Consider the following 25,613-nt stretch of genomic DNA (forward strand, 5'->3'; position numbering starts at 1 on the left):
CGGCGCCGCGCGCCGACTCGGCCCTGGCGGTCGAGGACCGGCTCCACTCCGCCCTCGCAATCGTGCGGGTGGTGGTGACGGTCAACATGGTGGGCCTCAACGCCTACCGTCGCGACAACTTCGACCACCCGACCGTCGGGCTCCTGGTGGTGGTCGCCCTCGTCGCGTGGACCGGCGCCGCGATCTGGCTCTACCGCGACCGCACGCGGCGCCGGCCCGTCCTGCTGGTGGCCGACCTCACCGTCGTGCTGGCCGCGCTCGCGGTCACCCCGTGGGTGAAGTCCCCGGAGTTCAACGCGACGATCCCCGGCTTCTACGTGATGGGCGCCCTGTTCGCGTGGGCGATCCACTGGCACTGGCGCGGCGGGCTCGTGGCGGCGGCCCTCATCGCCGCGTTCGACCTGCTGCCCCGCTCGGACGTCGACCAGGGCAACTACGGCAACACCTTCCTCATCCTGATCGGTGGCCCGATCGTCGGGTTCATGTGCGAGTCGCTGCAGCGGATGGCGCGCGAGCGGGACGCCGCGGAGCGGGCGGCCGCCGCCGCCGAGGAGCGGACCCGGCTGGCGCGCGCGGTGCACGACGGCGTGCTCCAGGTCCTCGCGATGACCCAGCGGCGCGGCACCGCCGCAGGCGGCGAGTGGGCCGAGCTCGCCCGGCTGGCCGGCGAGCAGGAGCGCGGGCTGCGCTCCCTCATCCGCCAGCAGGACACCGTGCCGGACGCACCCGGCGGCCGCGTCGACCTCGCCGGCGCCCTCGAGGCGATGGCCACCGCGCACCCGGTCCGGGTCGACGTCGCCACGCCGGGGTCGGCGGTGCTCGTCGACGCCCGGGTGGCCGAGGAGACCGTGGCCGCGGTCCGCGCGTGCCTCGACAACGTCCTGGCCCACGCCGGGGCGGACGCGTCGGCGTGGGTGCTCGCGCAGGCCGGCCCCCACGAGGTCACCGTCTCGGTGCGCGACGACGGACCCGGGATCGCTGCCGGTCGCCTCGAGCAGGCCGCCGCGGACGGCCGCCTCGGCGTCGCCTCGTCGATCCGCGGCCGGATCGAGGACCTGGGTGGTGCCGCGCGGGTCGACAGCGGGTCGTGGGGGACCGAGTGGGAGCTGACCGTCCCGGTCGAGCCTCCCGCGTGACCGCTCAGCGCAGGACGGAGAGCACCGACGAGTAGTCGTCGGTCCACGTCACGGTCGGGGACGACGGCAGCGGCTCCCAGCGGTCGCGCGCCAGCAGGTCGTCGGCCACCGCGTCGGAGCGGGTCAGCACGACCCACTCGCTGCGCACCGCGCCCGGCCCCTCGCCGCCGGTGCCCATGACCGCGCGGAGGCCGAGGTCGCGCGCGTGTGCGGCCAAGACGGGGCGCAGGTCGAAGACGCGGTTGCTGATGTGGACCGCGAGCACGCCGTCGGGACGGACCCGGTCGAGGAAGACCTGCACGCCCTCGCGGGTCAGCACGTGCACCGGGATCGAGTCGGAGCTGAAGGCGTCGAGGGCCAGCAGGTCGTAGGAGGCCTCCGGCACCGCCGCGGCAGCCAGGCGGCCGTCGCCGACGACCACGTCGACCTGGGCCGTGGAGTCCGCGAGGTAGCCGAACCAGCGCGGGTCCCGCGCGATGTCGGCGACCACCGGGTCGATCTCGAAGAAGGTGACCCGGTCGACGTCGTAGGCGGCGATCGCCCCGGCGCCGAGCCCGACGACGCCGAGGTCCCGGGCGCCGCTCGCGGCCACGGCGTCGCCGAGGGGCCCGTCGGTCGCGTAGTAGGTCGTGGGCGTGCCGGCCCGACCGGCGTCGAGGAACTGGCTGCCGTGGACGGTCGTGCCGTGCAGCAACCGGTGGGTGCCGTCGACCTCCTGCACCCGGTAGCTGCCGTAGAAGGTGCGCTCGGTGAGCAGCGACGCGCGCTCCTCCACCACGACGACCGCGAGGGAGGCGAGCAGCAGGGTCACGGTCAGCGCCGCCGGTGCGCGCAGCGTCAGCCAGCCGGTGACGACCGCGAGCACCACCGAGCCGAGCAGGATCGCGGTCGTCGCGGCGTCGAACGTGTCCGGGAGCAGCAGGCCGAGCGTCGCGACGACGGCCACGCCGCCCACTGCGGCCGCGACCACGGCCAGGACGCGGCGGCGGGTCCAGGCGGGCGGCAGCACGCCCACGGCCAGCACCGGCAGGAGGGCGACGGTGAGGAGGTGCTCCCACGTGCCGTCGAACAGCAGGGGGGCGACCACGCCGTTGAGCAGCCCGCCGAGCGCGCCACCCACCGAGACGACGAGGTAGAACAGCGTGAGGTGCTCCGGCTCCGGGCGGCTCGCCGCGAGCCGCGCGTGGGCGGCGAAGCCCGCGAGCGCGACCGAGGCCACGTTGGCGACCACGACCAGCACGACGACCGGCGCGAGCCGTGAGCTGCCGAGGGCCGACGTGAGGCCGGTCGTCACCGCGACGCTCACGCAGGGCACGACCAGCCGCGCCGGCACGCTGCGCGCGGTGCGGGCGAAGGCCGCGACGAACGAGGCGAGGTAGGCGGCGAGCGGCAGCACCCAGAGCAGCGGGACCGCCGCGATGTCGGTCGACAGGTGGGCGGTCACCGAGAGCATCAGGCTGGAGGGCAGGAAGGCCCACAGGCACCAGCGCGCGAGCTGCCGGCGCGAGGGAGGAGCGGGGCGCGCCGCCGCGGGGGTGGTGCGCGTCCCGGGCGCGGGGCGGCGCACGGTCAGCGCGCAGCCCGCCATCAGGACGAGGAACCCGACGAACGCGACCGACCACCCCACCCGCTGCTGGGTCAGGGTCAGGTGGGGCTCGACGAGGAACGGGTAGGCGAGCAGCCCCGCGAAGCTGCCGAGGTTGCTGCCCGCGAAGAGGAAGTACGGGTCGTCCGACCGCGGGCCGCCCGACCAGGCGTACCACCGCTGCACGAGCGGGCCGGTGGCCGAGAGCACCGCGAACGGCAGGCCCACCAGCAGCAGGAGGGTGCGCAGCAGCCACAGCACGGGACTGCCGTCGGCCGCGGGCGCCGACTGGGCGGGCAGCGCGATCGGCAGCGCCAGCAGCGGCAGCGCGAGCAGGAGGAGGTGGGCGCGGGGCTGCCAGCGCGCACCGAGGCGCCGCGTCGAGACGTGGGCGTAGACGTAGCCGAGCAGCAGCAGCACCTGGAACAGCAGCGAGCTGGTGCTCCACACGGTCGCGGAGCCGCCGAAGGACGGCAGGACCAGCTTGGCGGCCAGCGGCTGCACCATGAACAGCAGGCCGGCACCCAGGAACGAGGTGGCGGCGAACAGCACGGCCACCGCAGGTCCCCGGCCGGGGACGGCACCGGCGACCGTCGTCGCGTCCCCGGTCCGTCGGTGGGCGGCCCGGTCCGTCGTCGTCTCAGTCACGCTCGTCCCCTCGTCGCGAGGAGCCTAGGGGCCGACGAGGCCCGGTGACCGCGCAACGGCACAACTCGTCCGGGTCGGCGGCGCTCGCTAGCGTGGCCGGGTGACGATCCACACCACCCATCCCTTCCTCGAGCCCGAGGGCGAGCGCGACCCCGTACGCCGGCTGCGCGGGCGGCTGGCCGGCACGGTGTCGCTCTGGACCGCCGGCACCGGCAGCGGCCGCGAGGGGCTCACCGTGTCGTCCTGGATGGTGGCGGGCGGCGAGCCCGGTCGCGTGCTGGGGCTGCTCGACCCCGACGCCGACCTCACCGAGGAGCTGGTGGACGGCGGCCGCGGGGTGCTGCAGGTGCTCGCCTGGGCGGACCGCGGCCTGGCCGAGGCGTTCGCGGGCACGGCGCCCGCGCCCGGCGGCCCCTGGCGGCTCGCCGCGTGGGTCGACACCGACCACGGACCGCGACTCGCGCACGCGCAGACCTGGGCGCTGCTCTCGGTGGAGTCCGTGGCCGAGGTGGGCTGGTCGCGCCTGGTGACCTGCCGGATCGACGAGGTGGTCGTCGGTGACGACGGCGACCCGCTCCTGCACCGGCGCGGCAGGTTCGTCCCGCCGGCCGCCGACGCGGACTAGGATCGTCGCGACGTCGAGGGACGGGGGTCCGCATGGTCAGCGTGATGGTGGTGGACGACCACCCGATGTGGCGCGACGCCGTGGAGCGCGACCTGCAGGCGGCGGGTCACGACGTGGTCGCGGTGGCCTCGAACGGCCGCGAGGCGATGGCGCGGTTCCCGGCCGCCGCCCCCCGCGTGGTCGTCCTCGACCTCCAGCTCCCCGACCACAGCGGGGTGCAGGTGACCAGCATGATGCTCGAGCACGACCCGAGCGCCCGGGTGCTCATCCTGTCCGCGAGCGGCGAGCAGGCCGACGTCCTCGACGCGATCAAGGCCGGCGCCACCGGCTACCTCGTGAAGTCGGCCTCGAGCGCCGAGCTGATCGACGCCGTCGTCCGGGTGTCCGAGGGCGACACCGTCTTCACCCCCGGCCTGGCCGGCCTGGTGCTGGGGGAGTTCCGCCGGATCGCAGACGGGCCGGCCGACGACCCGCGCGACCAGCTCACCGAGCGGGAGACCGAGATCCTCCGGATGGTCGCGACCGGCATGAGCTACAAGCAGATCGCGGCCCGACTCGTCCTCTCCCACCGCACGGTGCAGAACCACGTCCAGAACACCCTGCGCAAGCTCCAGATGAACAACCGCGTCCAGCTCACGCGCTGGGCGATCGAGCACGGCCTCGACGAGACCCCGGAGGACTGACCGTCCGCCCCGGCCGGTCGGTCACCCGGCCGCGCCGTCTCCGATCCCCGGCACGGTGAGCTGGGCCAGCACCCGGTCGCCCACGCCCTCGCCCTCGAGGTCGACGCGCCACATGTCGTCGCCGCGCGAGGACCCGCACGGCACGGGGTCCTGGTCGGGCGACGGGGTGCACGCGAGGGAGAGGACGCCCGGGGCGCGGACCACGCGGGTCTCGCGCTCGGGTCCCGGCGTCCAGCTCACGTCGAGCGCGGTCGCCAGGGCCAGGGCCCGGCCGGGCGCGGAGTCGCTGCCCTCCACCGCCCCGACGAGGCGGTAGCGGATGACGAGGGAGGTCGCGTCGTCCAGGGTGACCCGGGCGGGCCGGGCGGCCAGCCGCCCGGGTGCCGGCACCGTCTCGCCGTCGGCCTCGACGGTGAGGTCCGTCGCCGTCACGGTGCTCGCGTCCCCGACGTCGGGGACGGCGAGCGACACCGCGCGCAGCGGGGTGCGTGACGTGACCTCCTGGGTGACCACGATGTCGCCGCCCGGGCGCACCGTCGCCTCGACCCGCGAGCTGCCCGGGGGCACCGGCGTCGCGGTGGGGGCCGACCGGTCGTCCACGCGGGGAGCGGCCGCCTCGCGCCCGTCGTTCCCGTCGAGCAGGCGCACCGCGAGCAGCCCGCCTCCCACGACGACGGCGAGCAGGACCAGCAGGACGGCCGCGGTGCGGGTGCGCGACGGCGACGTCGGGTCCTCCTCCCACATGAGGGTGGCGCGGGTGCCTGCGGCCGACGCCGGGGCCGGCGCGGGGCCGGCCTCGGGCTCCGGTTCGGGGGCGGGCTCCGGCTCGGGCGCGGGTGCCGGCTCGGGGGCGGGTGCCGGCTCGGGTGCGGGCTCCGGCTCGGGTGGGACCGACTCCACGGCCGGCGCCGTCCGCGGGGCAGGCGGCAGCACGGTGGGCAGTCGGTTCTTGTACTGCTTCTTGCGGCTCACGGTGCCTCCGGCGGGCCGAGCGGTGCAGCGGTCAGGACGGCGAGGTTCTGGTAGCCGCCCCGCGAGGCGTCGTAGGGCGGCGCGCACGTGACCAGCACCAGCCGCCGCCTGCCCGAGGCGTCGAACAGCTCGGGGTGGTCCGTCAGCGGGCCCTGCGGGACGAGCGTGCGGGAGCGGACCTCGAAGACCTGGCGCAGCTCACCGGCGCGCAGCTCGACCCGCGCGCCACGGCCGACGGTGAGCAGCTCGGCGAAGGGGCCGAGGCCCTGGGTGGTGGAGTCCACGTGCGCGGCCAGCAGGGTGGCCCCGAACGGGTCGCCCACGCGGGAGCCACCGCGCCACCAGCCCGCGACCTCGATGTCGCGGGGGACCGCGAGCAGGCCGTCGGGCGTCGTGCCGACGACCCGGACGTCGACCGACCGCCCGCTCGGCAGCACGGCACGGTCGGGTGGCTGCGGGACCACCACGGACGGTGCGCGACGTGCGCGCCGCACCGGAGCCGGTTCGGTGGTCGGCCCGGGGGCGGGCGCCGTCGAGGTGCGTGCGGTCGGTGCTCCGGTGCGCTCGGGCGTGGGCAAGTCTCCCGCGCACCCCACGACCGTGGCGACCATGGTCCCGGCGAGCACCGGCAGCAGCGCGCGGGTCACCCGACCCGCGATCGGGACCACCGGGCCCGGCCCGCCGCGGCGGCGGCCGCGACCACGAGCAGCAACGCCACCGGCAGGAGCGGTCCCCGCCCGCCGTGCGCGGCCGGGGCCGCGAACGTGGTGACCGCGTCGCGCACCAGCCCGGCCGACCCGGTGTCGATCCGCGTCGGGACCACGCTGCCGTCGGGGGAGAGCTCCTCGGTGTGCGCGATGACGGCCATCGACCCGTCGCTCGGGTTGCCGTAGGCGTAGACCATCGACAGCGTCCCGGCGGCGACCGAGAGGTCGAGCGGACCCAGGATCGGGTCGCCACCGCTGCCGGACGGCAGCAGGGCCACCTCGATCGAGCCCTCCGGGACGTCGGCGTCGGCGAACTCGCCGTTGGCGATGTTGGTGAAGACCGTCTGCCCGTCGACCTGCACGTCGGCGGGCGGCACGGTCGCCGTGTGCGCGAGCAGCACGCGGGCCTTGCCCGGCCCGATCGCGCCGGTCGGTGCGTCGTAGGAGTGGACGACCGGGTCGCCGTCGACCTCGGCGGGCAGGTGCAGGACCACGTCGCTCGCCTCGCCGGCACCGACCTCGAGCGTCGAGTCGACCGTGAAGTCGGCACCCGTGAACGAGATGTCGTGGCGGCCCGGGGTCAGGCCCAGCGGCCCGACGATGTCGCCGACCGCGGCGTTGCGGGTGATCGGTCGACCGTCGACCGCGATCGCGACGCCGGCCCCCGGCACGGCCTGCACGACGGTGACCAGGGCGGGCGTGGGGGCCGCCGTGGCCGGCGCTGCCAGCGGCAGCAGGACGAGTGTGGCGGCCAGGGCTGCCGGGACCAGTCTGCGCATGTGGTGGATCCCCCCGTGAGCGACCCCCGGGCGGGGGCCACGTTCACCTGAACACCGGCCGGGGGCCGGCTCAACCCCGATATCGGGTACGTCGGAGGAGCCTGCACCCCTGGGGGTAGGTTGCGTGCGACGCGGACGGGTGGAGCAGACGGGCGGATCGGGGAGGAGGACGGCGTGGTCGACGCAGGACGCGTGGCGGACTACCTCGCCCGCATCGGGCTCACCGACGTGCCGGACCCCGACCTCGCCGGACTGCGGCAGGTCCATCGGGCGCACGTCGCCCGCATCCCCTACGACAACCTCTCCACGGTGCTGCGCCGGCCGGACCCCGCCGACGGGCCCGCCGCGGCTGCTCGCGCCGCCTCCGGTGGCCGCGTGGGCTACTGCTTCCAGCAGAACGGCGCGCTCGAGTGGCTCCTCACCCGGCTCGGGTTCTCCGTCAGCCGGCGCCACGGCCACGTGTGGTTCCGCGCCGAGGAACAGCTCGGCACGAGCCTGAACCACCTGGTCCTCGTGGTCTCCGGCCTGCCGGACGACGACAACCCGGGCGGCCACTGGTGGGCCGACGCCGGTCTGGGCGAGGGCTTCGCCGAGCCGCTCCCGCTGGTGCGCGGCGACCACCTCGTCGACGGCTGGTCCTTCGGCATCGGCGCCGGCTACGGCGCCCAGGCCGCCGGACGGCCCACCGGCCCCGCCGCGTGGACCTACCGCCACCTGCCCGGCGGCGTGCTGGGCGGCGTCGTCGTCACCTCGCGCGACCACGGCGCGGCGGCCGTCGAGGAGGCGCACCGGACCCTCTCCGGCTCCGAGGACTCGCCCTTCCGGCGCGTGCTCGCCACCCAGCGCATCGACGGCCCCCGGCTGCTGACGGTACGCGGACGCGTGCACCAGGTCCTCACGCCGGACGGGCGTGAGCAGCACGACCTCGAGTCCTACGGCGCGTGGCGCGCTGCGCTGGTCGACGACCTCCTGCTGCCCGTCGACGACGTGACCACCGAGGAGTGGCGCTGGCTGTGGGACCGGACGGTCGTCGCCCACCGGGCCTGGGACGAGGCGGGCCGACCGTGACCGGCTGGCGCTCCGCGACCCGCGACGAGGCGGTCGCGCTGCGCGACCTCGAGCGCGCCGCGAGCCGCGCCGGTCTCGCCCACGTGTTCGGCGACCTGCCCTACCCCGACGACGACGTGCTGGCCCGCTGGGTGCTGCTGCTCGACGACCCGGGGGTGCGGGTCGAGGTCGTGGAGGACGCGTCCGGACTGGTCGCACTGAGCGCCCACGACGGCGAGTCCCTGCGCCACCTCGCGGTGCGCCCCGACGCCTGGGGCGCGGGCTGGGGGCGTGCGGGCTTCGAGCGCGCCCGCGCCGCGGGTGCCCGCCGGCTGTGGGTCCTCGAGGACAACGACCGCGCCCGCGCGCGCTACGCCGCCTGGGGGTGGCGGCCGAGCGGGACGACGCAGGAGTGCCCCTGGCCGCCGTACCCCACCGAGCTGGAGTACGTCGCTCCCTAGGATCGGTGCATGTCCGACGAGACGTCCGCCCTCCTGCTGCAGCTCGCCGACGACCTCTACGCGCTCCCGCTCGCCGACTTCACGCCCGCGCGGGACGCGCTGGTCAAGGAGCACCGCGCCGACAAGGGCGTGGCCGCGGCGGTCAAGGGGCTGCGCAAGGCGTCGGTGGCGGCGTGGGTGGTCAACCTGCTGGTGCGCCGCGACCCCGACCAGGTCGACCAGGTCCTGGCCGTCGGCGCCGCACTGCGCGAGGCGCAGGCCGACCTCGACGCCGCCCAGCTCCGCGAGCTGACCCGGCAGCGACGCCAGCTCACCGCGTCGGTCACCACGGCCGCCCGTCGGCTGGCCCGCCTCGAGGGCGTCAAGGTCACCCAGTCCGTCGCCGACCAGGTGGAGGCGACCCTGACCGCGGCGATGCTCGAGCCGGAGGCCGCCCGGGCGGTCCGCAGCGGGCTGCTCGTCACGGCGCTCGCCGCGACCGGCCTCGGCGACCTCGACGTCAGCGGCTCCGTCGCCCTGCCCGAGGCGCTGGGGTTCAGCGCGACCGCCCGACCCGCGCCGGGCTCGGCGCCCGGTGCGGCCCCCGGCACGACAGAGGGTCGACCGCAGCTGCACGTCGTGCCCGACCCCGACGCCGAGGCCAAGGCGCGCGCGGCCGCCGACGAACGGCTGGCCGACGCGCGGGCCACGCTCGCCGCCGCCGAGAAGGAGCACCGCGGCACCCGTCGCGGCGTGGAGAAGCTGCAGGCGCGCACGCTCCAGCTGCAGTCGGAGATCGATGAGCTGCGCAGCCGGGTCGCCACCCTCGACGCGACCCTGGAGGAGGTCGACGACGAGCTGTCGGAGGCCGAGGCGCTGCACGAGGAGACCGGCGAGGCGGTCGAGGAGGCGCGGGCGGAGGTCGACGCCGCCCGCGACGCGCGCGACCGGCTCTAGGCGACTACGAAGCGGCGAGCGCGGCCATCGCGCGCCACCGGTCGGCCGCGGTGGCGGCCGGGTCCCGCGCGACCAGCCCGGTGACCGGCAGCGCGAGGCCGGCGAACGCGCGGCCCTCGGTGGTGGCGACCAGCCCGCTCGTGGGCACCAGCTCGGGCAGGGCGGCGACCGGGATGCCGGCCGAGCGGCAGGCGACCACGGACCAGGCGCCCGCCTCCTCGTCGAGGAGGCCGGACGCGGCCGCGTGGGTCGCGTCCGTGACGTGCCAGGTGCCGAGCGTCATCCGCGCGACGAGGTAGGAGTCGAGGCCGCCGACGGCGTACCGACCCTCCACCACGAGCGCCCAGGTGTGCGGCTCCCGGGCGGCGACGTGCGCCAGTGTGTCGAGCGTCCCGGCGAGGACCGCCGGGCGCGGGGACCCCAGCGTCTCCCGGTCCCAGAGCACCGTCGCGAGGGGATCGGTGGTCACCGCCATCCGTGCCGGCCGGTCCGTCCCGCCCCCGTCGACGACCTCGCGCACCGCGGCGAGCGCGGCGCGCCACAGGTCGTCGGTGGCGAGCTCGAGCCGGCCGTCGCGCTCGACCAGCGCGAGGTCGTGGTGCGCCGACCCCCCGACGGTCCCGTCGTCGCGCACGACCGCTGCCCTCACCCCGTCCGGGCCGGCGTCGAGGACGAGGGTGCTCATGCGCCGTCGCCGGGACGGCCCTCCCGGATGATCGCGAGCACCCGGCGGTCGATCCAGCCCGGGCGGGGTCCGCGGTCGACCCGCATCTCGTGGTTCTCCGCGCCCACCCACGCCATGAAGTCGTCGCGGCCGGCGGCGCGTGCGAGACCGTCGAGCTCGGCCATCAGGTCGTCGTCGACCGGCACCTGCTCCTCGGGGGTGGACGCGGTCAGGTAGAGGTCGTTGAGGTCGAGCAGCCGGGCCAGCTCGGTCACCGGCGCCGTGTGGTCGTCGACGCGCAGGTCGACCGCGACGTCGTCGAGGCCGCCGTAGCCGGCACCGTCGCGGACCACGAGCAGGGCGGCGGACTGCCGACCCCGGCTGTCACCGCCGGCCTCGTCACCCGCGGCGAGCGCGGCCAGCAGCCGTCGCGCGACGGGCTGTCCGGCCGATCCCAGCCACGCCGCCTCCATGGCGTCGACGACCTCGGGCCCGGTGAGGATGTTGCCCTGGATCGCGTAGCCGCCCTGCTCGCCGCTGCGTCCGGCCGTGCCGCCGGCCCAGGCGTAGCACTCACGTCCGGTGTGGGTGGCGGCGTTGCCGTCGGAGTCCACGACCCCGACCTGGCGGTGCTCGCGCCCCTCGTCGTCCTCGACGAGCCGGTCGAGCGCGACCTGGGCGGTCGCCCCGTCGTCGAGGTGGGCGAGGGCGAGGTACTTGAACGACACGTTGGCGTCGGCCTGCGTCGCGACCGCTCCGACGCCGGCCGCCGCGGCCGGGACCGCTGACCCGACTGCGAGGAACTTGGAGGCGACGGCCACGCCCCACGACTCGCCGTCGTCGGAGCGGGCCACGATCGAGAAGGTCATGCGAGGAATCTAGCGGGCACGCGGGTGCTGCGGATTCCGTGGCGGACCTCCCCGAGAGGCCCGTCATGGGTCAGGATGTCCCCGTGCTGGCACGTCTCGGGTTCCCTCACGTCGGTGAGCACCGACGCTTCGTGAGCGCCATCGTGTGCGACACCGTCGGCAGCGGCCTGTTCATGCCGATCACGCTGCTCTACTTCCTCGCGATGACCGACCTGTCGCTGGTGCAGATCGGGTCCGCGCTGTCGCTCTCCGCGCTGCTGACGATGCCGGGCGCGTTCGTCATCGGCAGCCTGGTCGACCGGTTCGGTCCACGCCGGATGATGCTGGCCGGCAACCTCATTCAGGCCGTCGGGATGATCGCCTACCTGTGGGCCGACTCCCTGCTGACCGTCGCGCTCTGGACCACCCTGCTGAACATCGGGCGGCAGTCCTTCTGGGGGTCCTTCGGCAACGTGGTCACCGCGATCTCGGCGCCGGGGGAGCGTGAGCTGTGGTTCGGGTTCCTGCAGGCGGTGCGCAACCTGGGCTACTCGGTGGGCGGCGTGCTCGCCGGCATCGCGCTGCAGATCGGCACCGACCTCGCCTACGAGAGCGTCGTGGTGATCAACGCGGTGACGTTCGTGCTCGCCTACGCCCTGCTCCTCGACGTCCCCGACCACCGCGGGACGCGGCCCGACGACGTTCCGCTCGAGGGGTGGGGGACGGTGCTGCGCGACGGCGCCTACCTGCGCCTGGTGGTCGGCCAGCTCGGCTTCGTGGCCGGGATGATGGTGCTCAACTTCGCGCTGCCGGTCTACGTCGCGGAGACCATCGACCTGCCCGGCTGGGTCGTCGGCGCGATCTTCACGCTCAACACCGTGATGGTGGGCCTGGGCCAGGGCCTGGTGGTGCGCCGGATGACCGGACAGGTGCGGGCGCGGATGATGGCGCTCGCCCAGCTCGTCTTCGTCCTCAGCTACGCCCTGTTCGTCGCGGCCGGGTGGTTGCCGGTCTGGCTGGCGGTCGTCGTCATGCTGGTGGGCGCGGGCATCTACACCTTCGGCGAGCTCACCGGCGGACCGGTCTTCAGCGCCACGGCGGCCGAGGCGGCGCCCGACCACCTCCGCGGGCGCTACCTCGGGCTGTTCCAGCTGAGCTGGGGCATCGGTGGCGCGGTCACCCCCGTCGCCTTCACGTACCTGCTCGACCGCGGTGCCACCACGCTGTGGTGGGTGCTGGGCGGGCTCGCGGTGGCCAGTGCCGCCTACCTCCAGCGACTGCCGCGCACGCTCCCGGCGGCCGGCCTGCGGGTGACCGACCGCACCGAGGAGCCCGAGACGGCGTGAGGCCGTCCGGTCGGGGCTGGCGGCTCAGGGCTGACCGATGTCGGCGAGCAGGTCGGTGAACCAGGCCTGCGAGGCGTCGAACGGCTTGTGGCCGGCGACCCGCTCGAACTCGATCGCCCGCAGCTCGTCGCCGCGCTCCTCGTCGTGGCCGACCAGTCCGGGCTCGCCGGCCAGGGCGCACGCCACGGCCTTCTCGGCCACCTCGCGGATGAGGACGAGGTCGGTCTCGCCGGCCGGCGCCGAGCGGGAGAAGTAGCCCGACTTCTGAACCATCTGCTTCTCCGCGCCGATCTCGTGGGAGAAGCGGTCGGCGAAGTAGCGACCCGGGTTGATGGTGTCGATCTTGATGTGGCCGAACGGGTCGCGCCCGACGGTCTCGCCGCGGGACTCGAGCTCGGCGACGATGTCGGCCACGCCCGCGCCCTCGGCGAGGAAGATGTTGACGCAGCCGATCTCGTCCATGACCGCGCGCAGCCGCGCCGCCTCGGCCGCGAGGTCGATCGGGCGCTCGGGGACGTAGACCGCGTGCAGCGCCCACCGTCGCGGGTCGAGACCGATCCCCGGGAGCCACTCCTGCTCGGCGTGCCAGGCCATGTAGTCGCGCGCCGCGGCGGCGGTCAGCCAGCCGCTGGCGCGGCCCATCACCTCGTGGACGATCAGCATCCGCGGGTTCGATCCGTGCTCGGCCAGCACGTGCTGGGCGAACCGGGACGCCTCGTGGGCCGCGGTCAGCGCGCCGAGGCTCTGGCGCACCGGCACGATGTCGTTGTCGATCGTCTTGGGCAGGCCGACCACCGTCAGCTCCGAGCCGAGCGTCCGCAGGTGGGCCGCGAGGTCGGCCGCCGCGGTGTTGGTGTCGTCGCCGCCGATGGTGTGCAGCACGTCGACGCCGTCGGCCTGCAGCCGGGCGGCGGCGACCTCGAGCGCGGTCTCGTCGGGACCGATCAGCCCACGTCGGCGGCAGTCCTCGTCGTTGGTCAGCTTGACCCGGCTGTTGCCGATCGGGCTGCCGCCGTAGCGGTGCAGCACGGCGGCACCCGCCCGCTCCTCGGGCCCGATCACGACGCTGTTGCCGGTGAGCAGCCCGTGGTAGCCGTGCCGGTAGGCGATCAGCTCGATGTCGGGGTCGGTCGCGTCATAGGTCTCGATGAGGGCTCCGACGGCGGAGGACAGGCACGGGGCGTAGCCACCCGCCGTCAGGAGCGCGACACGCTTCGGCATGGGCAGCAGGGTAGGTGGAACGATCCAAGTCGGGGAAGCCCGGTCCAGCGCGCGGGCTCCGCCGACCCGGCCCCACGGCGTACGACACCCACCCCCGTGGGCGCGTGGTGGTTGCCCTGCGCGGCCCGGACACGACAGGGTGAGCAGATCCCGTGGGCGCCGCGATGCCCGCGGGCCCACGAGGGGAGCCCCGATGAGCGCGACCGAAGCCACCCAGCCGGACGTCAACGGCGCCGAGCCCGACCTCAAGCGGGTGATGGGGCCGAAGCTGCTGCTGCTCTTCATCGTCGGCGACATCCTCGGTGCCGGCGTCTACGCGGTGACCGGCAAGCTCGCCGGCCAGGTCGGTGGCATCGCCTGGCTGCCGTTCCTCGTCGCCTTCGCGGTCGCCACCGTCACCGCGTTCTCCTACCTCGAGCTGGTCACCAAGTACCCGCAGGCCGCCGGTGCCGCGCTCTACACGCACAAGGCCTTCGGGATCCACTTCGTGACGTTCCTGGTCGCCTTCACCGTGGTCTGCTCCGGCATCACCAGCGCGTCCACCTCGTCCAACCTGCTCGCCGCGAACCTGCTCATCGGCCTGGGCGACGACACCCCCTCCACCGGCGCCACGCTGGGCGTGGCGCTCGCGTTCATGCTCGTGCTCGCCGCGATCAACCTGCGCGGCGTGGGGGAGAGCGTCAAGTTCAACGTCGTGCTCACCCTGGTCGAGATGCTGGCGCTGGCGATCGTGATCGTGATCGGCTTCGTGGTCATCGCCCGCGGCGACGCCGACCTCGGCCGGATCACGGTCTTCGAGAACCCCGACGACAAGGGCCTGTTCATGGCCGTGACGGTCGCGACCGCGATCGCGTTCTTCTCGATGGTCGGCTTCGAGGACTCGGTCAACATGGTCGAGGAGACCAAGGACCCGATGCGGATCTTCCCCCGCACCATGCTCACCGGGCTCGGCATCGCGGTCGTGATCTACATGCTGGTGGCGGTCTCCGTGGTCGCGGTCATCCCGGCCGGCCAGATCGCCGAGCCGACCAACGCCGAGGCGGGCATCCTGCTCGACGTGGTCAAGGTCGGCGCGCCCGACCTGCCGATCGACAAGCTGTTCCCGTTCCTCACCGTCTTCGCGGTCGCCAACACCGCGCTGATCAACATGCTGATGGCGAGCCGGCTGATCTACGGCATGGCGCAGCAGGACGTCCTGCCCCGCAGCCTCGGCCGGGTGCTGCCGGGCCGCCGCTCGCCGTGGACCGCGATCGCCTTCACCACGCTGCTGGCCCTCGCGCTGATCACCGTCGTGTCCACCCAGTCGGACAACTCGGTGGTGAGTGCCCTCTCGGGCACCACCGCGACGCTCCTGCTCGCCGTGTTCGCGATCGTCAACGTCGCCTGCATGATCCTGCGCCGCGACCCCACCCCGGACGAGGCGTTCCGCGCGCCGTCGTTCCTCCCGGTGGTCGGCGCGATCTGCTGCCTCTACCTGCTCGGGCCGTGGGCGCGCACCGAGGCCGACATGATCCAGTACAAGATCGCCGGCGGGCTGCTGCTCGTCGGGGTGGTGCTCTGGGCGGTCACCTGGGCCACCAACCGTGGCGTGCGGGCCAAGAAGACCGGCTTCCGCGACATCGACCACCTCGAGGAGTGACGGGGGCGACGCCGACACACGGTCCGGTTCGCCGGACCGGCGCGGGGTCGCCGTCTACGGTTGCCCGGTGACTCGTCGACCTCTCGGGCTGTGCGCGGCCGTGCTCGTGGCCTCCGCCCTCGGCTGCTCGTCGGTCACCCCCGCCAGCCCGTCGGCGAGCGCCACCCCGGGCGACTACCCGCCCGCGACCACCTCGCCCGACGCGCGCGAGCCCGGCACCGTCGTGGCGCGCGGACCCCGCGAGCGGCCGCCGGTCCCGCCCGCGCCCGTGCTGGCGGATGCCTACCGCTTCGTGTCGGCCCCCGACTTCCTCAACCAGGACGTCGCCGACCTCACCGCCGACGGGCGCACGCCACACGTCGTGAAGGCCACCGGCGAGGTCGCCAACTCCACCAACGAGGAGTACGACCGGGCGCTCGACCACGTGATCACCGAGATGGCGTCCCACGGCACCGACGACGTCCTCGTCGCAGGCGACCTCGTCGAGGGCCGCTGGGGTCGTGACGACGCCCGGACCGGCGTCTTCGGCCCGACCCGCACGGAGCGGCAGCGGGTGCGCGCGTGGCGCCGGGCCGCCGCCGTCTACTACCCGGCCTACCGCGACCGGTTCACCGCCCATGGGCTCACCACCTACCCCGCGGTCGGCGACCACGAGATCGGCGACGACCCGTGGCGCAAGCGCCGGCCCGACCCGTGGATCGACTTCAAGCGCCGCCACGTCCCGCTCTTCAAGCAGGTCTTCGCCGAGCAGATGCTCACCGGCGCGGACGGCGTCGCGCGGTTCACCGACCGTCCCCGGCGCGGACCCGCGCAGGACACCGCGTACGCCGTGCGCCTCGACGCCGACGTGCTGCTGGTGACCCTCGACGTGTTCGAGCGGCGCGGGCGCGACGTCCACCTCTCGGTCGACCCCGACCAGCTGGCCTGGCTGCGTGGCGTGCTGCGGCAGGCGCGGCGCGACGACGTGCCGTGGGTGATGGTCCAGGGCCACGTCCCGATGACCGGCAAGGTCCGCACCCGCAACTCCAGCCACCTCGTCTACGAGCGCGGCACCCGCTCGGACCTCTGGCGCACGATGGTGCGCGGTGGCGTGGACGTCTACCTCAGCGGTGAGGTCCACGACCAGACGGTCCACCAGCGCGACGGCATCCTCGAGGTGTCGCACGGCTCGCTGTTCTACCGCGGCGAGGCGTCCTACGTCCTGGGGCAGGCCACCGCCGACCAGCTGGTCCTGGAGAACCACCAGTTCCGCGGCACGATCGGCTTCGAGGACCGGCTCTGGACGACCTCGCGCCAGGGGGCTCCGGGTCACATCAGCTATCCGGGCAGCTCGGTGGTGACCGGCACCCTCGTGGCGCACCGCACCCGCGGCGGCGGCCTCCGGGTCGACGACGCAGCCGGGGTCCTCGCGCCGGAGGAGTGACCCGCGTCTCGCCGTGCGGCCCACGCTCCGGTCACGGTTCGGGCGCGCGGGCGCTGCCGCCGTACCCTTGAGCGGTGACTCCTCCCGACGCCCCGTCCCCCCGCACCACCGGGCTCGGCGCGATCCCCACGCTCGAGCAGCTGCACGCGATGGGCCCGCGCCAGCAGCCGCGCTATCCCGACGCCGCGGCCGTGACCGCGGCCGTCGACCGGCTGCGCACCGCGCCGCCGCTCGTGTTCGCCGGCGAGTGCGACGACCTGACCGACAAGATCGCGGCCGTCACCCGCGGCGAGGCGTTCCTCCTGCAGGGCGGTGACTGCGCCGAGACCTTCGCGGGCGTCACGGCCGACAACGTCCGCAACAAGCTGCGCGTGCTGCTGCAGATGGCGGTCGTGCTGACCTACGCCGCGTCGGTGCCGGTGGTGAAGCTCGGCCGGCTGGCCGGGCAGTACGCCAAGCCGCGCAGCTCCGACGACGAGACCCGCGACGGCGTGACCCTGCCGGCCTACCGCGGCGACGCCGTCAACGGCTACGACTTCACGCCCGAGGCCCGGGTCCCGGACCCGCAGCGGCTCGTCGAGGTCTACAACAACTCCGCGGCGACCCTCAACCTGGTCCGCGCGTTCGTCACCGGCGGCTACGCCGACCTGCGCCAGGTCCACACCTGGAACACCGACTTCGTCCAGACCTCGCCGTTCGGCCAGCGCTACGAGGCGATGGCCGACGAGATCGAGCGCGCGCTCACCTTCATGAAGGCGATCGGCGCCGACCCCGACGAGTTCCACCGCGTCGACTTCCACTCCAGCCACGAGGCGCTGCTGCTGGAGTACGAGCAGTCGCTGACGCGCATCGACTCGCGCACCGACCTGCCCTACAACGTCTCGGCCCACTTCGTGTGGATCGGCGAGCGGACCCGCCAGCTCGACGGCCCGCACGTCGAGCTGCTGTCGAAGATCCAGAACCCGATCGGGATCAAGCTCGGACCCACCACGACGCCCGACGACGCGCTGGCCTACGCCGCCCGCCTCAACCCGGACAACACGCCGGGCCGACTGACGTTCGTCACCCGCTTCGGCGCCGACAAGATCCGCGACGGCCTGCCGCCGCTGGTGGAGAAGGTCACCGCCGAGGGCGTGCAGGTCGCGTGGGTCTGCGACCCGATGCACGGCAACACGTTCGAGGCGTCGTCGGGCTACAAGACCCGCCGCTTCGACGACGTGATCGACGAGGTCCAGGGCTTCTTCGACGTGCACCGCGGTCTCGGCACCTGGCCCGGCGGCATCCACGTCGAGCTCACCGGCGACGACGTCACCGAGTGCGTCGGCGGCGGCGAGGAGATCGACGAGGTGGGCCTGGCCCACCGCTACGAGTCGGTGTGCGACCCCCGCCTCAACCGCGTCCAGTCGCTCGAGCTGGCCTTCCTCGTCGCCGAGATGCTGCGCAAGGCCTGACCGCCACCCGAGACGCGCCACCTCCCCGAGCGGCACGCGCGCCGGCGAGCGGTGTGTGAGCCACATTTTCGTTGCCAGGACGGTGGGTGACACACCGCCCGTCGGGGTGTCCGGCGCGACGCGCGGTCGAGCGGTGGCCCACCCACCTTCCGGGCTCGCCGAAGGTGGCTCACGCACCGCCCGTCGGCGTGTCCGGAGCGCGACGCGCGGTCGAGCGGTGCCCCACCCACCTTCCGGGCTCGCCGAAGGTGGCTCACGCACCGCCCGAGGGCGTACGCGGGCGCGGCTGGTTGGATGGACGCCGTGATCGACCTGCGCTCCGACACCCTGACCCGGCCGACCGACGCGATGCGCGAGGCGATGGCCCGCGCGGAGGTCGGTGACGACGTCTACGGCGAGGACCCGACGGTGCTCGCGCTCGAGGAGCGGGTGGCGGGGATGTTCGGCCACGAGGCCGCGCTGTTCACCCCCACCGGCTCGATGGCCAACGTGCTGGCGGTGGCGAGCGTCGTCGCCCCGGGCCAGGAGGTGCTCTGCGAGTCGTCGGCGCACATCGCGCGCGCCGAGCTCGGCGCCCACGGCGCGATCACCGGCCTGACCATGCGCACCTGGACCCACCCGCGCGGCCAGGTCGACCTCGCCGCGATCGAGCACCTGTATGCGCCGGACATGGGTCCGTTCTTCGTGCGCACCGCGGCGGTCTCCGTGGAGAACACCCACAACTTCGCCGGCGGTGCCGTGCTGCCGCTCGACGACCTGCGAGCCCTCCGGTCGTGGGCCGACACGACCGGGACGAGGATCCACCTCGACGGTGCGCGCCTGTGGAACGCCCATGTCGCCACCGGGACCCCGCTCGCGGACTACGGCCGGGTCGCCGACGTGATGGCGGTGTGCCTGTCCAAGGGACTCGGCGCACCCGTCGGGTCGCTGATGGTGGGGTCGGCCGACGCCGTCGCCGAGGCCCGGGTGCGCCGCAAGCGGATGGGTGGCGGGATGCGCCAGGTCGGGGTGCTCGCGGCCGCCGGCCTCCACGCCCTCGACCACCACGTCGAGCGGCTGGCCGACGACCACGCGCACGCCCGGCTCATCGGCGAGGCGCTCGGGCTCGACCCGGCGCAGGTCGACACCAACATCGTCGTCGTCGAGCGCCCGGACGCGGCCGCGTTCGTCGCGAGCGTGGCCGAGCAGGGCGTACGCATCGCCGCCGTCGGGCCGCGGGCGGTCCGACTGGTCACCCACCTCGACGTCAGCCGTGCCGACGCCGAGCGGGCGGCCGCGGTGCTGTCGTCGATCGGCTGACCGCTCAGCCGCCGGCGCGCCACTCGAGGCGGCGGATGACCTCGCCCTCGTGCAGGGTGGTGGTCTCGCCGGTGTCGGCGAAGCCGCGGGCGCGGTAGAGCCGGAGCGCCCGCCGGTTCGCGTCGCGGGTCCAGACCGACAGGCGTGTCCAGCCAGGGCCGTGGTCGCCGCGCTGGACCGACCGCACCAGTGCTCCGGCCACGCCGCACCCCCACAGGGCGGGGTCGACGAAGACCATCGACAGGTGGCCCGCGGCGGGGTCGTGCCCGTCGTCCCCGCGGTAGGGCTCGGCGACCAGCATCCCGGCCGGGCGCTCGCCGTAGTGGGCGAGCAGGGCGAGGTGCCCGGCGTCGACGCGGTCGGCGACCTTGGCCGCCACCCGCTCGACGCGCTGCGGCGTGGGCGGACGGTCGGTCGCGGTCCGTGCGGCCCGCCACACCTCGACCGCCAGCCGCCGGGACTCCTCGTCGAGGATCGCCGAGATGAGGGTCCGGGGCATCGGCCGTCAGCCGGCCTGACGGCCGAGGACGGAGATCTCGCTGATCGCGGTGTAGTCGCGCCCGAGCGGGCCCGCGCCGGGCGCGGTGACCTCACCGAGGGTGAGGGTCACCGTGGAGGTGGTCACCGGCGGCACCTTCAGGCGCTGCATCCCGGGGCGCTCGGCCAGCGTCTGCTCGACGGTGCTGCCGTCGTCGAAGGTCCAGGTCACCGACAGGACGCGGCGGTTGTTCGGGTACCAGTCGACGCCCTCGACCTGCTTGGCGTAGCCGTTGACGAGCCCGACCCGGTCGACCACGGTCGGCCCGGCCAAGGTGACCGTGATGGCCTGGCCCGCGGCGGACCCGGCGGTGCGCCAGGCGGTGGCCGGGATCCCGTCGCCCATCTGGGCGGCGTCGTAGGCGACCAGGTCGCCGTCGAGGTCCGTCGTCGGGGGAGCGGTCGCCGGCACGCCGAACGTGGCCCCGGCCGCGGCGTCGAACCGCTCGCCCACTCCCTGCGGGACGGCGGGCTGCTCCTCGCCGGCCTCCTCACCACCGTCCGCGCCCGCGGTCGGCTCGGACGCGACCGCCGTCGACGTGTCGGTCGCCGCGTCGACGGTGTCGTCGTCGCTCGTGTCGAGGACCCGGAGCAGGAGCAGCGCCACCGCCAGGAGCGCGACCGCGCCCGCGACCCAGAGGATCCACCCGCGAGGGGGAAGCGGGTCGTCGGGCCCGAGCTCGTCGGCGTCGTGGTAGGGCAGCAGCTCCTCGTCGGGGTCCCATGCGGACGGGGCCGGGGCGGGCGTCGGAGCCGGGCGCCGGAGCCCGCGGCGGGCACGCGCCGGCTCGGGGACGCGGGTCGGCGGGACCGGCGTCGGGTCGGCGGCCTGCACCGGCACCTCGACCGGTGGCGCCTCGGCGACCTCGGCGGCCCGGACCGGCGGGGGTGGCGGAGGAGGCGGGGACGCGGCCGCGGGAGCGGCCGGGCGGGGCGCCGGCGGGTGGGCGGAGGCGGGCGCCGGGTCGCCGATCCGGTGCCCGCAGTTGAGGCAGAACCGGCCCACGCCGAGCTCGGCACCGCACCTCACGCACGTGTCCACGGGCCCCACGATAGGGGGAGGGACCCACGGGAGGGGGCCGGTCGCGGGCTCAGACGGCGATGTGCGGGACCTCGCCCTCGACCGCCCGGCGTGGGGCGAGCTCGACGGTCAGCATCGCCACCAGCACCATCGTGCCGCCCACCAGCAGCCGTGCGGTGACGTCCTCGCCACCCAGCCAGACCGCGGACAGGGAGGCGAAGACCGGCTCCATGCTCATGATGATCGCGCTGCGGGTCGGCGGCAGGTGGGCCTGTGCCCACGTCTGCCCGAGCAGGCCGAGGGCGCCCACGACGACCGCCATGTAGAGCACCGACACCCAGTCCGAGGTGCGGTCGGGCAGCACGATGCCGTCTGGCGCCGTGGCGATCGTGCAGACCACCGCGATCACCATGATCTGCAGGATCGTCATGCCGATCGCGTCGCGCGCGGAGGACCACGCCCCGAGACCGACGATGTGGAGCGCGTAGAGCACCGCGGAGGCGAGCGTGATCGCCTCGCCGTAGCCGACGCTGAGCCCGTCGAGCGCGAGGACGGCCAGGCCGACGGTCGCGAGCGCGACCGCCGCCCACGTGACGCGGGGGATCCGGGTGCGGAGGATGGCCGCCGCGAGCAGCGGCGTGCAGACGACGTAGAGCCCGGTCACGAACCCGCTGATGCTCGCCGGGGTGTGTGCCAGGCCGGCGGTCTGGAGGATCTGCGCCACGCCGTAGAGCAGCCCGAGGACGGCGGCGTGCCGGCGCACGACGGGGGAGAGCCGCGCGATCGCCCGCGGCGCCACGAGGAGCAGGGCCAGCGACGCGACGGTGAACCGCAGCGCGAGGAAGTCGAGCGTCGGGACCCGGTCGAGGAGGTCCTTGATCATGAAGAACGTGCTGCCCCAGCACGCGGCGAGGGCGAGCAGCGCGAGGGACGCGAGCAGGGTCGTGCGTCGGGTCTGCTCGGGTGTCACGGACGAAGGCTAGGACCTCAGATGAGGAAGAGCGTGATCGTGGAGCCCTTCGGGACCGCGTCGCCCGCGCCGGGGTCGGAGCTGAAGACGTAGCCCAGCCCGAGGTAGTTGTCCGACTGCTCGGTGGCGACCTGGAACCCGAGGCCCTCGAGGAGCTCCGTCGCGGCGTCGACGCCCATCGCGCGCACCCGCGGGACCTCGACGAGCTCGGGGCCCTTCGAGACCACGAAGGTGACGGTGTCGCCGCGGAAGAGGGTGCCGGTGGTGGGGTCCTGGGAGATGACCACGCCGTCGGGCACGGTGTCGCTGTACTCCTCCGACGCCACGTCCACCTGCAGCCCGCGCTTCTCCAGCGCCGCGGTCGCGTCGTCGAGGTCCTTGCCGGTCCAGTCCTTGACCTCGATCGGCTTGCGGCCCCGGCTCAGCACGAGGTCGACGGTGGCGCCCGGCTTGAGGGTCGTGCCGGCCTTGGGGGAGGTGCGGATGACCTGGCCCTCGGGGACGGTCTCGCTCCACCGGCCCTTGCTCGACCCGAAGGCGAGGTTGGTGGCGGCCAGCGCGTCCTGCGCCTGGTCCTCGGTCTGGCCGGCGAGCTGGGGGACGTCGTAGCGCTCCGGACCGAGGGACAGCACCAGCGTCACGGTGCCGCCGTCGAGGACCTTGCCGCCGGGCTCCGGGTCGGTGGCGATCACCAGCCCGGCGGCGACGTTCTCGGAGTACGCCGGATCGCCCGCCTCGGCGTCCAGACCGGCCGACTCGAGCTTGGCCGACGCCGCCGCCTCGTCCAGGCCGAGCACCCCGGGGGCGGTGGTGTAGCGCGCCCACCCGAACCACCAGGCGCCGACGCCGATCCCGGCGACGAGGAGGAGGGAGAGGACCAGCAGCAGCGGTCCCTTGAGGGAGCGGCGGCGCGCCGTGGTCGTGACCGGCGTGACGCGGCTGGGCGGGCGCGGTCCTCCCGGGCGCTCCGGCGCGGTCGCACGCACCGGCATCGCGGTCGTGACGGGGTCGGGCTCCGGCTCGGCGACCGCGGTCCGCGGGCGGTCGGCTGGCGTCGCGACCGGGTGCCGCTCCAGCGCGGTGGTCCGGTCCGGGCTGCCGTCGTCGACGAGGCCGGACTCGCGCGGGTCGACCTCGGTGAGCAGCGCGAGTGCGCCGGCGTCGAACGGCTCGGGCCGGGTGTCGTCCGCGCCCGGCGCCTCGTCGGTGACCGCCGGGCGCCGCGGCATCAGGTCGGCCGCGAGCTCGGGGTCGGACGCGAGGCCCTCGCGCAGCGCCTGCTCGACCCGGTGGAGGTGGTGGAGGAGGACCGTGGCGTCGGCCGGCCGCTGGCCGCGGTCGCGCGAGGTGGCGCGGGCGACGAGCGCGTCGACGTAGTCCGGGGTGCCGGGCTGGAGCAGCGACGGCATCGGCACGTCGTGGTGCACGTGGCGGTAGGCGACCTGGATGGGCGACTCACCCTCGTGCGGCTTGGCCCCGGTGAGCAGCTCGTAGAGCACCACGCCGGCGGCGTAGACGTCGGCGCGCGCGTCCGAGCGACCGTCGACGACCAGCTCGGGGGCGAGGTAGGACACGGTGCCGATCAGCACCCCGCCGGTCGCGGTGTGCTGGGTGTCGGCGCTGACCGCCTTCGCCAGCCCGAAGTCGGCCACCTTCACCCGTCCGCCGTGCGCCTCGTCGGCGATCAGCACGTTCTCCGGCTTCACGTCGCGGTGCACGAGGCCGGCGCGGTGCGCGGCGGCGAGCGCCGAGACGACCGGCTCGAGGAGCGCGAGGGCGCGGGTGGGAGGCATCGGCGCCTCCTTGCGGACCACGTCGCGCAGCGTGTGGCCGGGGACGTACTCCATGACCAGGAAGACCGTGTCGGTGCCGTCGGACGTGTCGTCGCCCTGGTCGTAGACGCCCACGACGTGGGGGTGGTTGAGCCGTGCGGCGGCGCGCGCCTCGCGCACGAACCGCTCGGCGAACTCCTGGTCGTCACCGAGGCCCGGGTGCATCACCTTGACCGCGACGGTGCGGTCGAGGCGGGTGTCGGTGGCCTCGTAGACACTGGCCATGCCGCCGCGGGCGACCCGGGCGGTGATGCGGTAGCGGCGGTCCAGCAGCCGACCGACCATGGGGTCGCCAGCAGCGCCGGGCGCGGTTGCGCGCGCGTGCTCGGGTGGCTCCACGGTCGACCTCCATCACCGGACGGGGAAGGATCCGGCCCCCACATCGTACGGAAGCGGCGCCCAGGGCCCGGCCCAGGCGCGGACCCCCGGCGTGGCGCGGCGCCCCCGTGACAGACTTCGCGCCATGAGTGACGCCCCCCTCGCCGACCGTGACCTCGCCGCCCTCGTCCCCGAGTGGCTGGACTGGGCCGAGGTCGCGCAGCTGCTCGGCGTGACGCCCTCGAAGGTGCGCACGATGATCCGCGACCACGAGCTCGCCGCTGCCTTCCCCGTGCCGGGGGCCGGGCCGAAGGTGCCCGCCGACTTCATCCAGGACGGGCTCGTGGTCAAGGGGCTGCCCGGCCTGCTCACCCTGTTGCACGACCACCGCTTCGACGACCGCGAGTGCATCGCCTGGCTGTTCACCGACGACGACCTCCCGGGCCGGCCGATCGACGCGCTGCGGGAGAACCGCGGCAGCGAGGTCAAGCGGCGCGCGCAGGTGCTGGAGTACTGATGGCCGCCGGGGCCGGCCGCCAGCGGTTCCGGTGGCTGCTGCTGCTCGTCGCCGCCGTCCTGCTCCTCGTCTGGGCGGTCGGCGGCGGCCTCTCCGGCGGCGACGGGGACGCGGGTGCCGACGGCCCGACCGTGGCCCGCGACACCACGTCGACGGCCCCCACGTCCGACCCGACGTCCGACCCCACCACCGAGCCCGGCACCGACGCCTCGACCGACCCCGACAGCGGGCTGCCGCTCGTCCGCCTCGCCGACCTGCCGCGCGAGGCGGCCCGCACGGTCGAGCTGATCGACCGCGGCGGCCCGTTCCCGGAGGACGAGGACGACGGTGTCTTCGGCAACCGCGAGGACCTGCTGCCCGACCAGCCGTACGGCTACTACCGGGAGTACACCGTGCCGACGCCCGGAGCCGACACGCGCGGCGCGCGGCGCATCGTCGCCGGAGACGGCGGCGAGCTCTACTGGACCGCCGACCACTACCAGTCGTTCTCGCGCATCGTGAGGACGTCGTGAGCGGCCTGGCCGCGGTGCTGTCCGGGCGTCGCGCGCCGGGCATCGACCACTGGCACTCGGCGCTCGCCGTCGACGACGTGCGGCACGCGGTGGAGCACGCGGGGTGGGGGTTCGGCCACGTCGACGGCTGGACCCGCGCCGACACCAAGGCCGGCTTCCTCGCGGCGGTGGGGGAGACGCTGAGCTTCCCCGACCACTACGGACAGAACTTCGACGCCCTCGCCGACTGCCTCCACGACGTCGGGTCCGGCACGGCCGGCGTGCTGCTGCTCTGGGACGGCTGGGCCACCCTCGCCCGCTCCGACGAGCGCGCGTTCAGCGTCGCGCTCAGCGTCCTCGGCTCCCGGGTCGCCGCCGACCGCGGCGTGCCCTTCGCGGTGCTGCTGCGCGGCGAGGGCCCGGTCGTGCCGGGCGTCACCAGCCTGGACTGAGCGTC

General features: G+C 74.8%; 25 protein-coding genes and 1 pseudogene. 14 read left to right on the top strand and 12 right to left on the bottom strand.

The genetic code is table 11. From position 1 onward, the window contains the following. Positions 1–23 precede the first annotated feature (23 nt). Positions 24–1,136, top strand: coding sequence for a MacS family sensor histidine kinase (gene macS, locus KDN32_RS07375; RefSeq protein WP_249216781.1), 1,113 nt, complete (start codon positions 24–26; stop codon positions 1,134–1,136). A 4-nt stretch (positions 1,137–1,140) separates the two neighbouring features. On the opposite strand, the gene KDN32_RS07380 is transcribed toward macS, so the two are convergent. After that, the gene (locus KDN32_RS07380) at positions 1,141–3,369 is read right to left on the bottom strand and encodes a fused MFS/spermidine synthase (RefSeq protein ID WP_211731384.1); all 2,229 of its coding nucleotides are present in this window, start codon (positions 3,367–3,369) and stop codon (positions 1,141–1,143) included. A 100-nt stretch (positions 3,370–3,469) separates the two neighbouring features. Between KDN32_RS07380 and KDN32_RS07385 the strand changes: the two genes are divergently transcribed. Continuing rightward, complete coding sequence (locus tag KDN32_RS07385) at positions 3,470–3,994, top strand: flavin reductase family protein (RefSeq protein ID WP_211731385.1); 525 nt, start codon at positions 3,470–3,472, stop codon at positions 3,992–3,994. Positions 3,995–4,026: 32 nt separating this feature from the next. Next, positions 4,027–4,677, top strand: coding sequence for a response regulator (locus tag KDN32_RS07390; RefSeq protein WP_211731386.1), 651 nt, complete (start codon positions 4,027–4,029; stop codon positions 4,675–4,677). 21 nt (positions 4,678–4,698) lie between these two features. Here the strand turns inward: KDN32_RS07390 and KDN32_RS07395 are convergent, their stop codons facing one another. The 3 genes from KDN32_RS07395 to KDN32_RS07405 are packed head-to-tail and all read right to left on the bottom strand — an operon-like array spanning position 4,699 to position 7,135. Further along, positions 4,699–5,649 carry a hypothetical protein gene (locus KDN32_RS07395; RefSeq protein ID WP_211731387.1) on the bottom strand — a complete coding sequence of 317 codons (951 nt, stop codon included), beginning with the start codon at positions 5,647–5,649 and terminating at the stop codon, positions 4,699–4,701. Further along, positions 5,646–6,296 carry a class F sortase gene (locus KDN32_RS07400; RefSeq protein WP_211731388.1) on the bottom strand — a complete coding sequence of 217 codons (651 nt, stop codon included), beginning with the start codon at positions 6,294–6,296 and terminating at the stop codon, positions 5,646–5,648. The genes KDN32_RS07395 and KDN32_RS07400 overlap by 4 nt, the downstream gene beginning before the upstream one ends. Next, on the bottom strand, positions 6,293–7,135 hold the full coding sequence (locus tag KDN32_RS07405; RefSeq protein WP_211731389.1) for a DUF4397 domain-containing protein: 843 nt from the start codon (positions 7,133–7,135) through the stop codon (positions 6,293–6,295). Before KDN32_RS07405 ends, KDN32_RS07400 begins: the two co-directional genes overlap by 4 nt. A gap of 174 nt (positions 7,136–7,309) precedes the next feature. Here KDN32_RS07405 and KDN32_RS07410 point away from each other — a divergent pair, with 174 nt between their 5' ends. Genes KDN32_RS07410 through KDN32_RS07420 form a run of 3 tightly spaced genes read left to right on the top strand, consistent with a single transcriptional unit; the run spans position 7,310 to position 9,579 of the window. After that, a complete protein-coding gene (locus tag KDN32_RS07410; RefSeq protein ID WP_211731390.1) occupies positions 7,310–8,203 on the top strand; it encodes an arylamine N-acetyltransferase family protein in 894 nt (297 codons plus the stop codon). Continuing rightward, positions 8,200–8,643 (top strand): GNAT family N-acetyltransferase, encoded by a 444-nt coding sequence (locus KDN32_RS07415; RefSeq protein ID WP_211731391.1) that lies wholly within the window; start codon positions 8,200–8,202, stop codon positions 8,641–8,643. Before KDN32_RS07410 ends, KDN32_RS07415 begins: the two co-directional genes overlap by 4 nt. A gap of 9 nt (positions 8,644–8,652) precedes the next feature. After that, the gene (locus KDN32_RS07420; protein ID WP_211731392.1) at positions 8,653–9,579 is read left to right on the top strand and encodes a hypothetical protein; all 927 of its coding nucleotides are present in this window, start codon (positions 8,653–8,655) and stop codon (positions 9,577–9,579) included. Between the two features lie 4 nt (positions 9,580–9,583). On the opposite strand, the gene KDN32_RS07425 is transcribed toward KDN32_RS07420, so the two are convergent. Then, positions 9,584–10,264: an FGGY family carbohydrate kinase gene (locus KDN32_RS07425; protein ID WP_211731393.1), complete on the bottom strand. Its 681-nt coding sequence runs from the start codon at positions 10,262–10,264 to the stop codon at positions 9,584–9,586. Then, complete coding sequence (locus tag KDN32_RS07430; RefSeq protein WP_211731394.1) at positions 10,261–11,112, bottom strand: DUF1028 domain-containing protein; 852 nt, start codon at positions 11,110–11,112, stop codon at positions 10,261–10,263. Before KDN32_RS07430 ends, KDN32_RS07425 begins: the two co-directional genes overlap by 4 nt. A 131-nt stretch (positions 11,113–11,243) precedes the next feature. On the opposite strand from KDN32_RS07430, the gene KDN32_RS07435 reads away from it, so the two are divergent. Beyond that, positions 11,244–12,437, top strand: coding sequence for an MFS transporter (locus tag KDN32_RS07435; RefSeq protein ID WP_211731395.1), 1,194 nt, complete (start codon positions 11,244–11,246; stop codon positions 12,435–12,437). A gap of 24 nt (positions 12,438–12,461) precedes the next feature. On the opposite strand, the gene KDN32_RS07440 is transcribed toward KDN32_RS07435, so the two are convergent. Then, the gene (locus KDN32_RS07440; RefSeq protein ID WP_211731396.1) at positions 12,462–13,658 is read right to left on the bottom strand and encodes a pyrophosphate--fructose-6-phosphate 1-phosphotransferase; all 1,197 of its coding nucleotides are present in this window, start codon (positions 13,656–13,658) and stop codon (positions 12,462–12,464) included. A gap of 193 nt (positions 13,659–13,851) precedes the next feature. Here KDN32_RS07440 and KDN32_RS07445 point away from each other — a divergent pair, with 193 nt between their 5' ends. The 4 genes from KDN32_RS07445 to KDN32_RS07460 all read left to right on the top strand — a co-directional run bounded on the left by KDN32_RS07445 (position 13,852) and on the right by KDN32_RS07460 (position 19,470). Beyond that, entirely contained in the window at positions 13,852–15,297 is a 1,446-nt protein-coding gene (locus tag KDN32_RS07445) for an APC family permease (protein WP_211731397.1), read from the top strand. Positions 15,298–15,364: 67 nt separating this feature from the next. After that, a complete protein-coding gene (locus tag KDN32_RS07450; RefSeq protein ID WP_211731398.1) occupies positions 15,365–16,720 on the top strand; it encodes a metallophosphoesterase family protein in 1,356 nt (451 codons plus the stop codon). 149 nt (positions 16,721–16,869) lie between these two features. After that, entirely contained in the window at positions 16,870–18,171 is a 1,302-nt protein-coding gene (locus KDN32_RS07455) for a class II 3-deoxy-7-phosphoheptulonate synthase (RefSeq protein WP_211732418.1), read from the top strand. A 294-nt stretch (positions 18,172–18,465) separates the two neighbouring features. Further along, complete coding sequence (locus tag KDN32_RS07460; protein WP_249216380.1) at positions 18,466–19,470, top strand: threonine aldolase family protein; 1,005 nt, start codon at positions 18,466–18,468, stop codon at positions 19,468–19,470. A gap of 4 nt (positions 19,471–19,474) precedes the next feature. Here the strand turns inward: KDN32_RS07460 and KDN32_RS07465 are convergent, their stop codons facing one another. From KDN32_RS07465 to KDN32_RS23600, 5 genes and pseudogenes are all read right to left on the bottom strand, one after another. After that, complete coding sequence (locus KDN32_RS07465) at positions 19,475–19,969, bottom strand: GNAT family N-acetyltransferase (RefSeq protein ID WP_211731399.1); 495 nt, start codon at positions 19,967–19,969, stop codon at positions 19,475–19,477. A gap of 6 nt (positions 19,970–19,975) precedes the next feature. Next, positions 19,976–21,049: a discoidin domain-containing protein gene (locus tag KDN32_RS07470; RefSeq protein WP_211731400.1), complete on the bottom strand. Its 1,074-nt coding sequence runs from the start codon at positions 21,047–21,049 to the stop codon at positions 19,976–19,978. 49 nt (positions 21,050–21,098) lie between these two features. Further along, positions 21,099–21,998, bottom strand: a complete 900-nt coding sequence (locus KDN32_RS07475) for a DMT family transporter (RefSeq protein ID WP_307853816.1) — start codon at positions 21,996–21,998, stop codon at positions 21,099–21,101. A gap of 17 nt (positions 21,999–22,015) precedes the next feature. Continuing rightward, positions 22,016–23,227: a Stk1 family PASTA domain-containing Ser/Thr kinase gene (locus KDN32_RS23595; RefSeq protein WP_443678613.1), complete on the bottom strand. Its 1,212-nt coding sequence runs from the start codon at positions 23,225–23,227 to the stop codon at positions 22,016–22,018. Positions 23,228–23,233: 6 nt separating this feature from the next. Further along, a pseudogene (locus tag KDN32_RS23600) lies at positions 23,234–24,115 on the bottom strand (protein kinase domain-containing protein); the annotation flags it as partial. Positions 24,116–24,293: 178 nt separating this feature from the next. On the opposite strand from KDN32_RS23600, the gene KDN32_RS07485 reads away from it, so the two are divergent. The 3 genes from KDN32_RS07485 to KDN32_RS22840 are packed head-to-tail and all read left to right on the top strand — an operon-like array spanning position 24,294 to position 25,608. Beyond that, on the top strand, positions 24,294–24,665 hold the full coding sequence (locus KDN32_RS07485) for an Rv2175c family DNA-binding protein (RefSeq protein ID WP_211731401.1): 372 nt from the start codon (positions 24,294–24,296) through the stop codon (positions 24,663–24,665). Beyond that, a complete protein-coding gene (locus KDN32_RS07490) occupies positions 24,665–25,177 on the top strand; it encodes a guanyl-specific ribonuclease (RefSeq protein ID WP_211731402.1) in 513 nt (170 codons plus the stop codon). The genes KDN32_RS07485 and KDN32_RS07490 overlap by 1 nt, the downstream gene beginning before the upstream one ends. Next, entirely contained in the window at positions 25,174–25,608 is a 435-nt protein-coding gene (locus tag KDN32_RS22840) for a barstar family protein (RefSeq protein ID WP_211731403.1), read from the top strand. The genes KDN32_RS07490 and KDN32_RS22840 overlap by 4 nt, the downstream gene beginning before the upstream one ends. Positions 25,609–25,613 lie beyond the last annotated feature (5 nt).

The organism is Nocardioides palaemonis, assembly GCF_018275325.1.
Taxonomy (GTDB): domain Bacteria; phylum Actinomycetota; class Actinomycetes; order Propionibacteriales; family Nocardioidaceae; genus Nocardioides; species Nocardioides palaemonis.

Excerpts from the sequence above, each read along its gene's own strand:
- KDN32_RS07390 (WP_211731386.1), top strand. The coding sequence starts at position 4,027 with ATGGTCAGCGTGATGGTGGTGGACGACCACCCGATGTGGCGCGACGCC.
- KDN32_RS07405 (WP_211731389.1), bottom strand. The coding sequence starts at position 7,135 with ATGCGCAGACTGGTCCCGGCAGCCCTGGCCGCCACACTCGTCCTGCTG.
- KDN32_RS07420 (WP_211731392.1), top strand. The coding sequence starts at position 8,653 with ATGTCCGACGAGACGTCCGCCCTCCTGCTGCAGCTCGCCGACGACCTC.
- KDN32_RS07425 (WP_211731393.1), bottom strand. The coding sequence starts at position 10,264 with ATGAGCACCCTCGTCCTCGACGCCGGCCCGGACGGGGTGAGGGCAGCG.
- KDN32_RS07430 (WP_211731394.1), bottom strand. The coding sequence starts at position 11,112 with ATGACCTTCTCGATCGTGGCCCGCTCCGACGACGGCGAGTCGTGGGGC.
- KDN32_RS07440 (WP_211731396.1), bottom strand. The coding sequence starts at position 13,658 with ATGCCGAAGCGTGTCGCGCTCCTGACGGCGGGTGGCTACGCCCCGTGC.
- KDN32_RS07445 (WP_211731397.1), top strand. The coding sequence starts at position 13,852 with ATGAGCGCGACCGAAGCCACCCAGCCGGACGTCAACGGCGCCGAGCCC.
- KDN32_RS07455 (WP_211732418.1), top strand. The coding sequence starts at position 16,870 with ATGGGCCCGCGCCAGCAGCCGCGCTATCCCGACGCCGCGGCCGTGACC.
- KDN32_RS07460 (WP_249216380.1), top strand. The coding sequence starts at position 18,466 with ATGGACGCCGTGATCGACCTGCGCTCCGACACCCTGACCCGGCCGACC.
- KDN32_RS07465 (WP_211731399.1), bottom strand. The coding sequence starts at position 19,969 with ATGCCCCGGACCCTCATCTCGGCGATCCTCGACGAGGAGTCCCGGCGG.
- KDN32_RS23595 (WP_443678613.1), bottom strand. The coding sequence starts at position 23,227 with ATGCCGCGGCGCCCGGCGGTCACCGACGAGGCGCCGGGCGCGGACGAC.
- KDN32_RS07485 (WP_211731401.1), top strand. The coding sequence starts at position 24,294 with ATGAGTGACGCCCCCCTCGCCGACCGTGACCTCGCCGCCCTCGTCCCC.
- KDN32_RS07490 (WP_211731402.1), top strand. The coding sequence starts at position 24,665 with ATGGCCGCCGGGGCCGGCCGCCAGCGGTTCCGGTGGCTGCTGCTGCTC.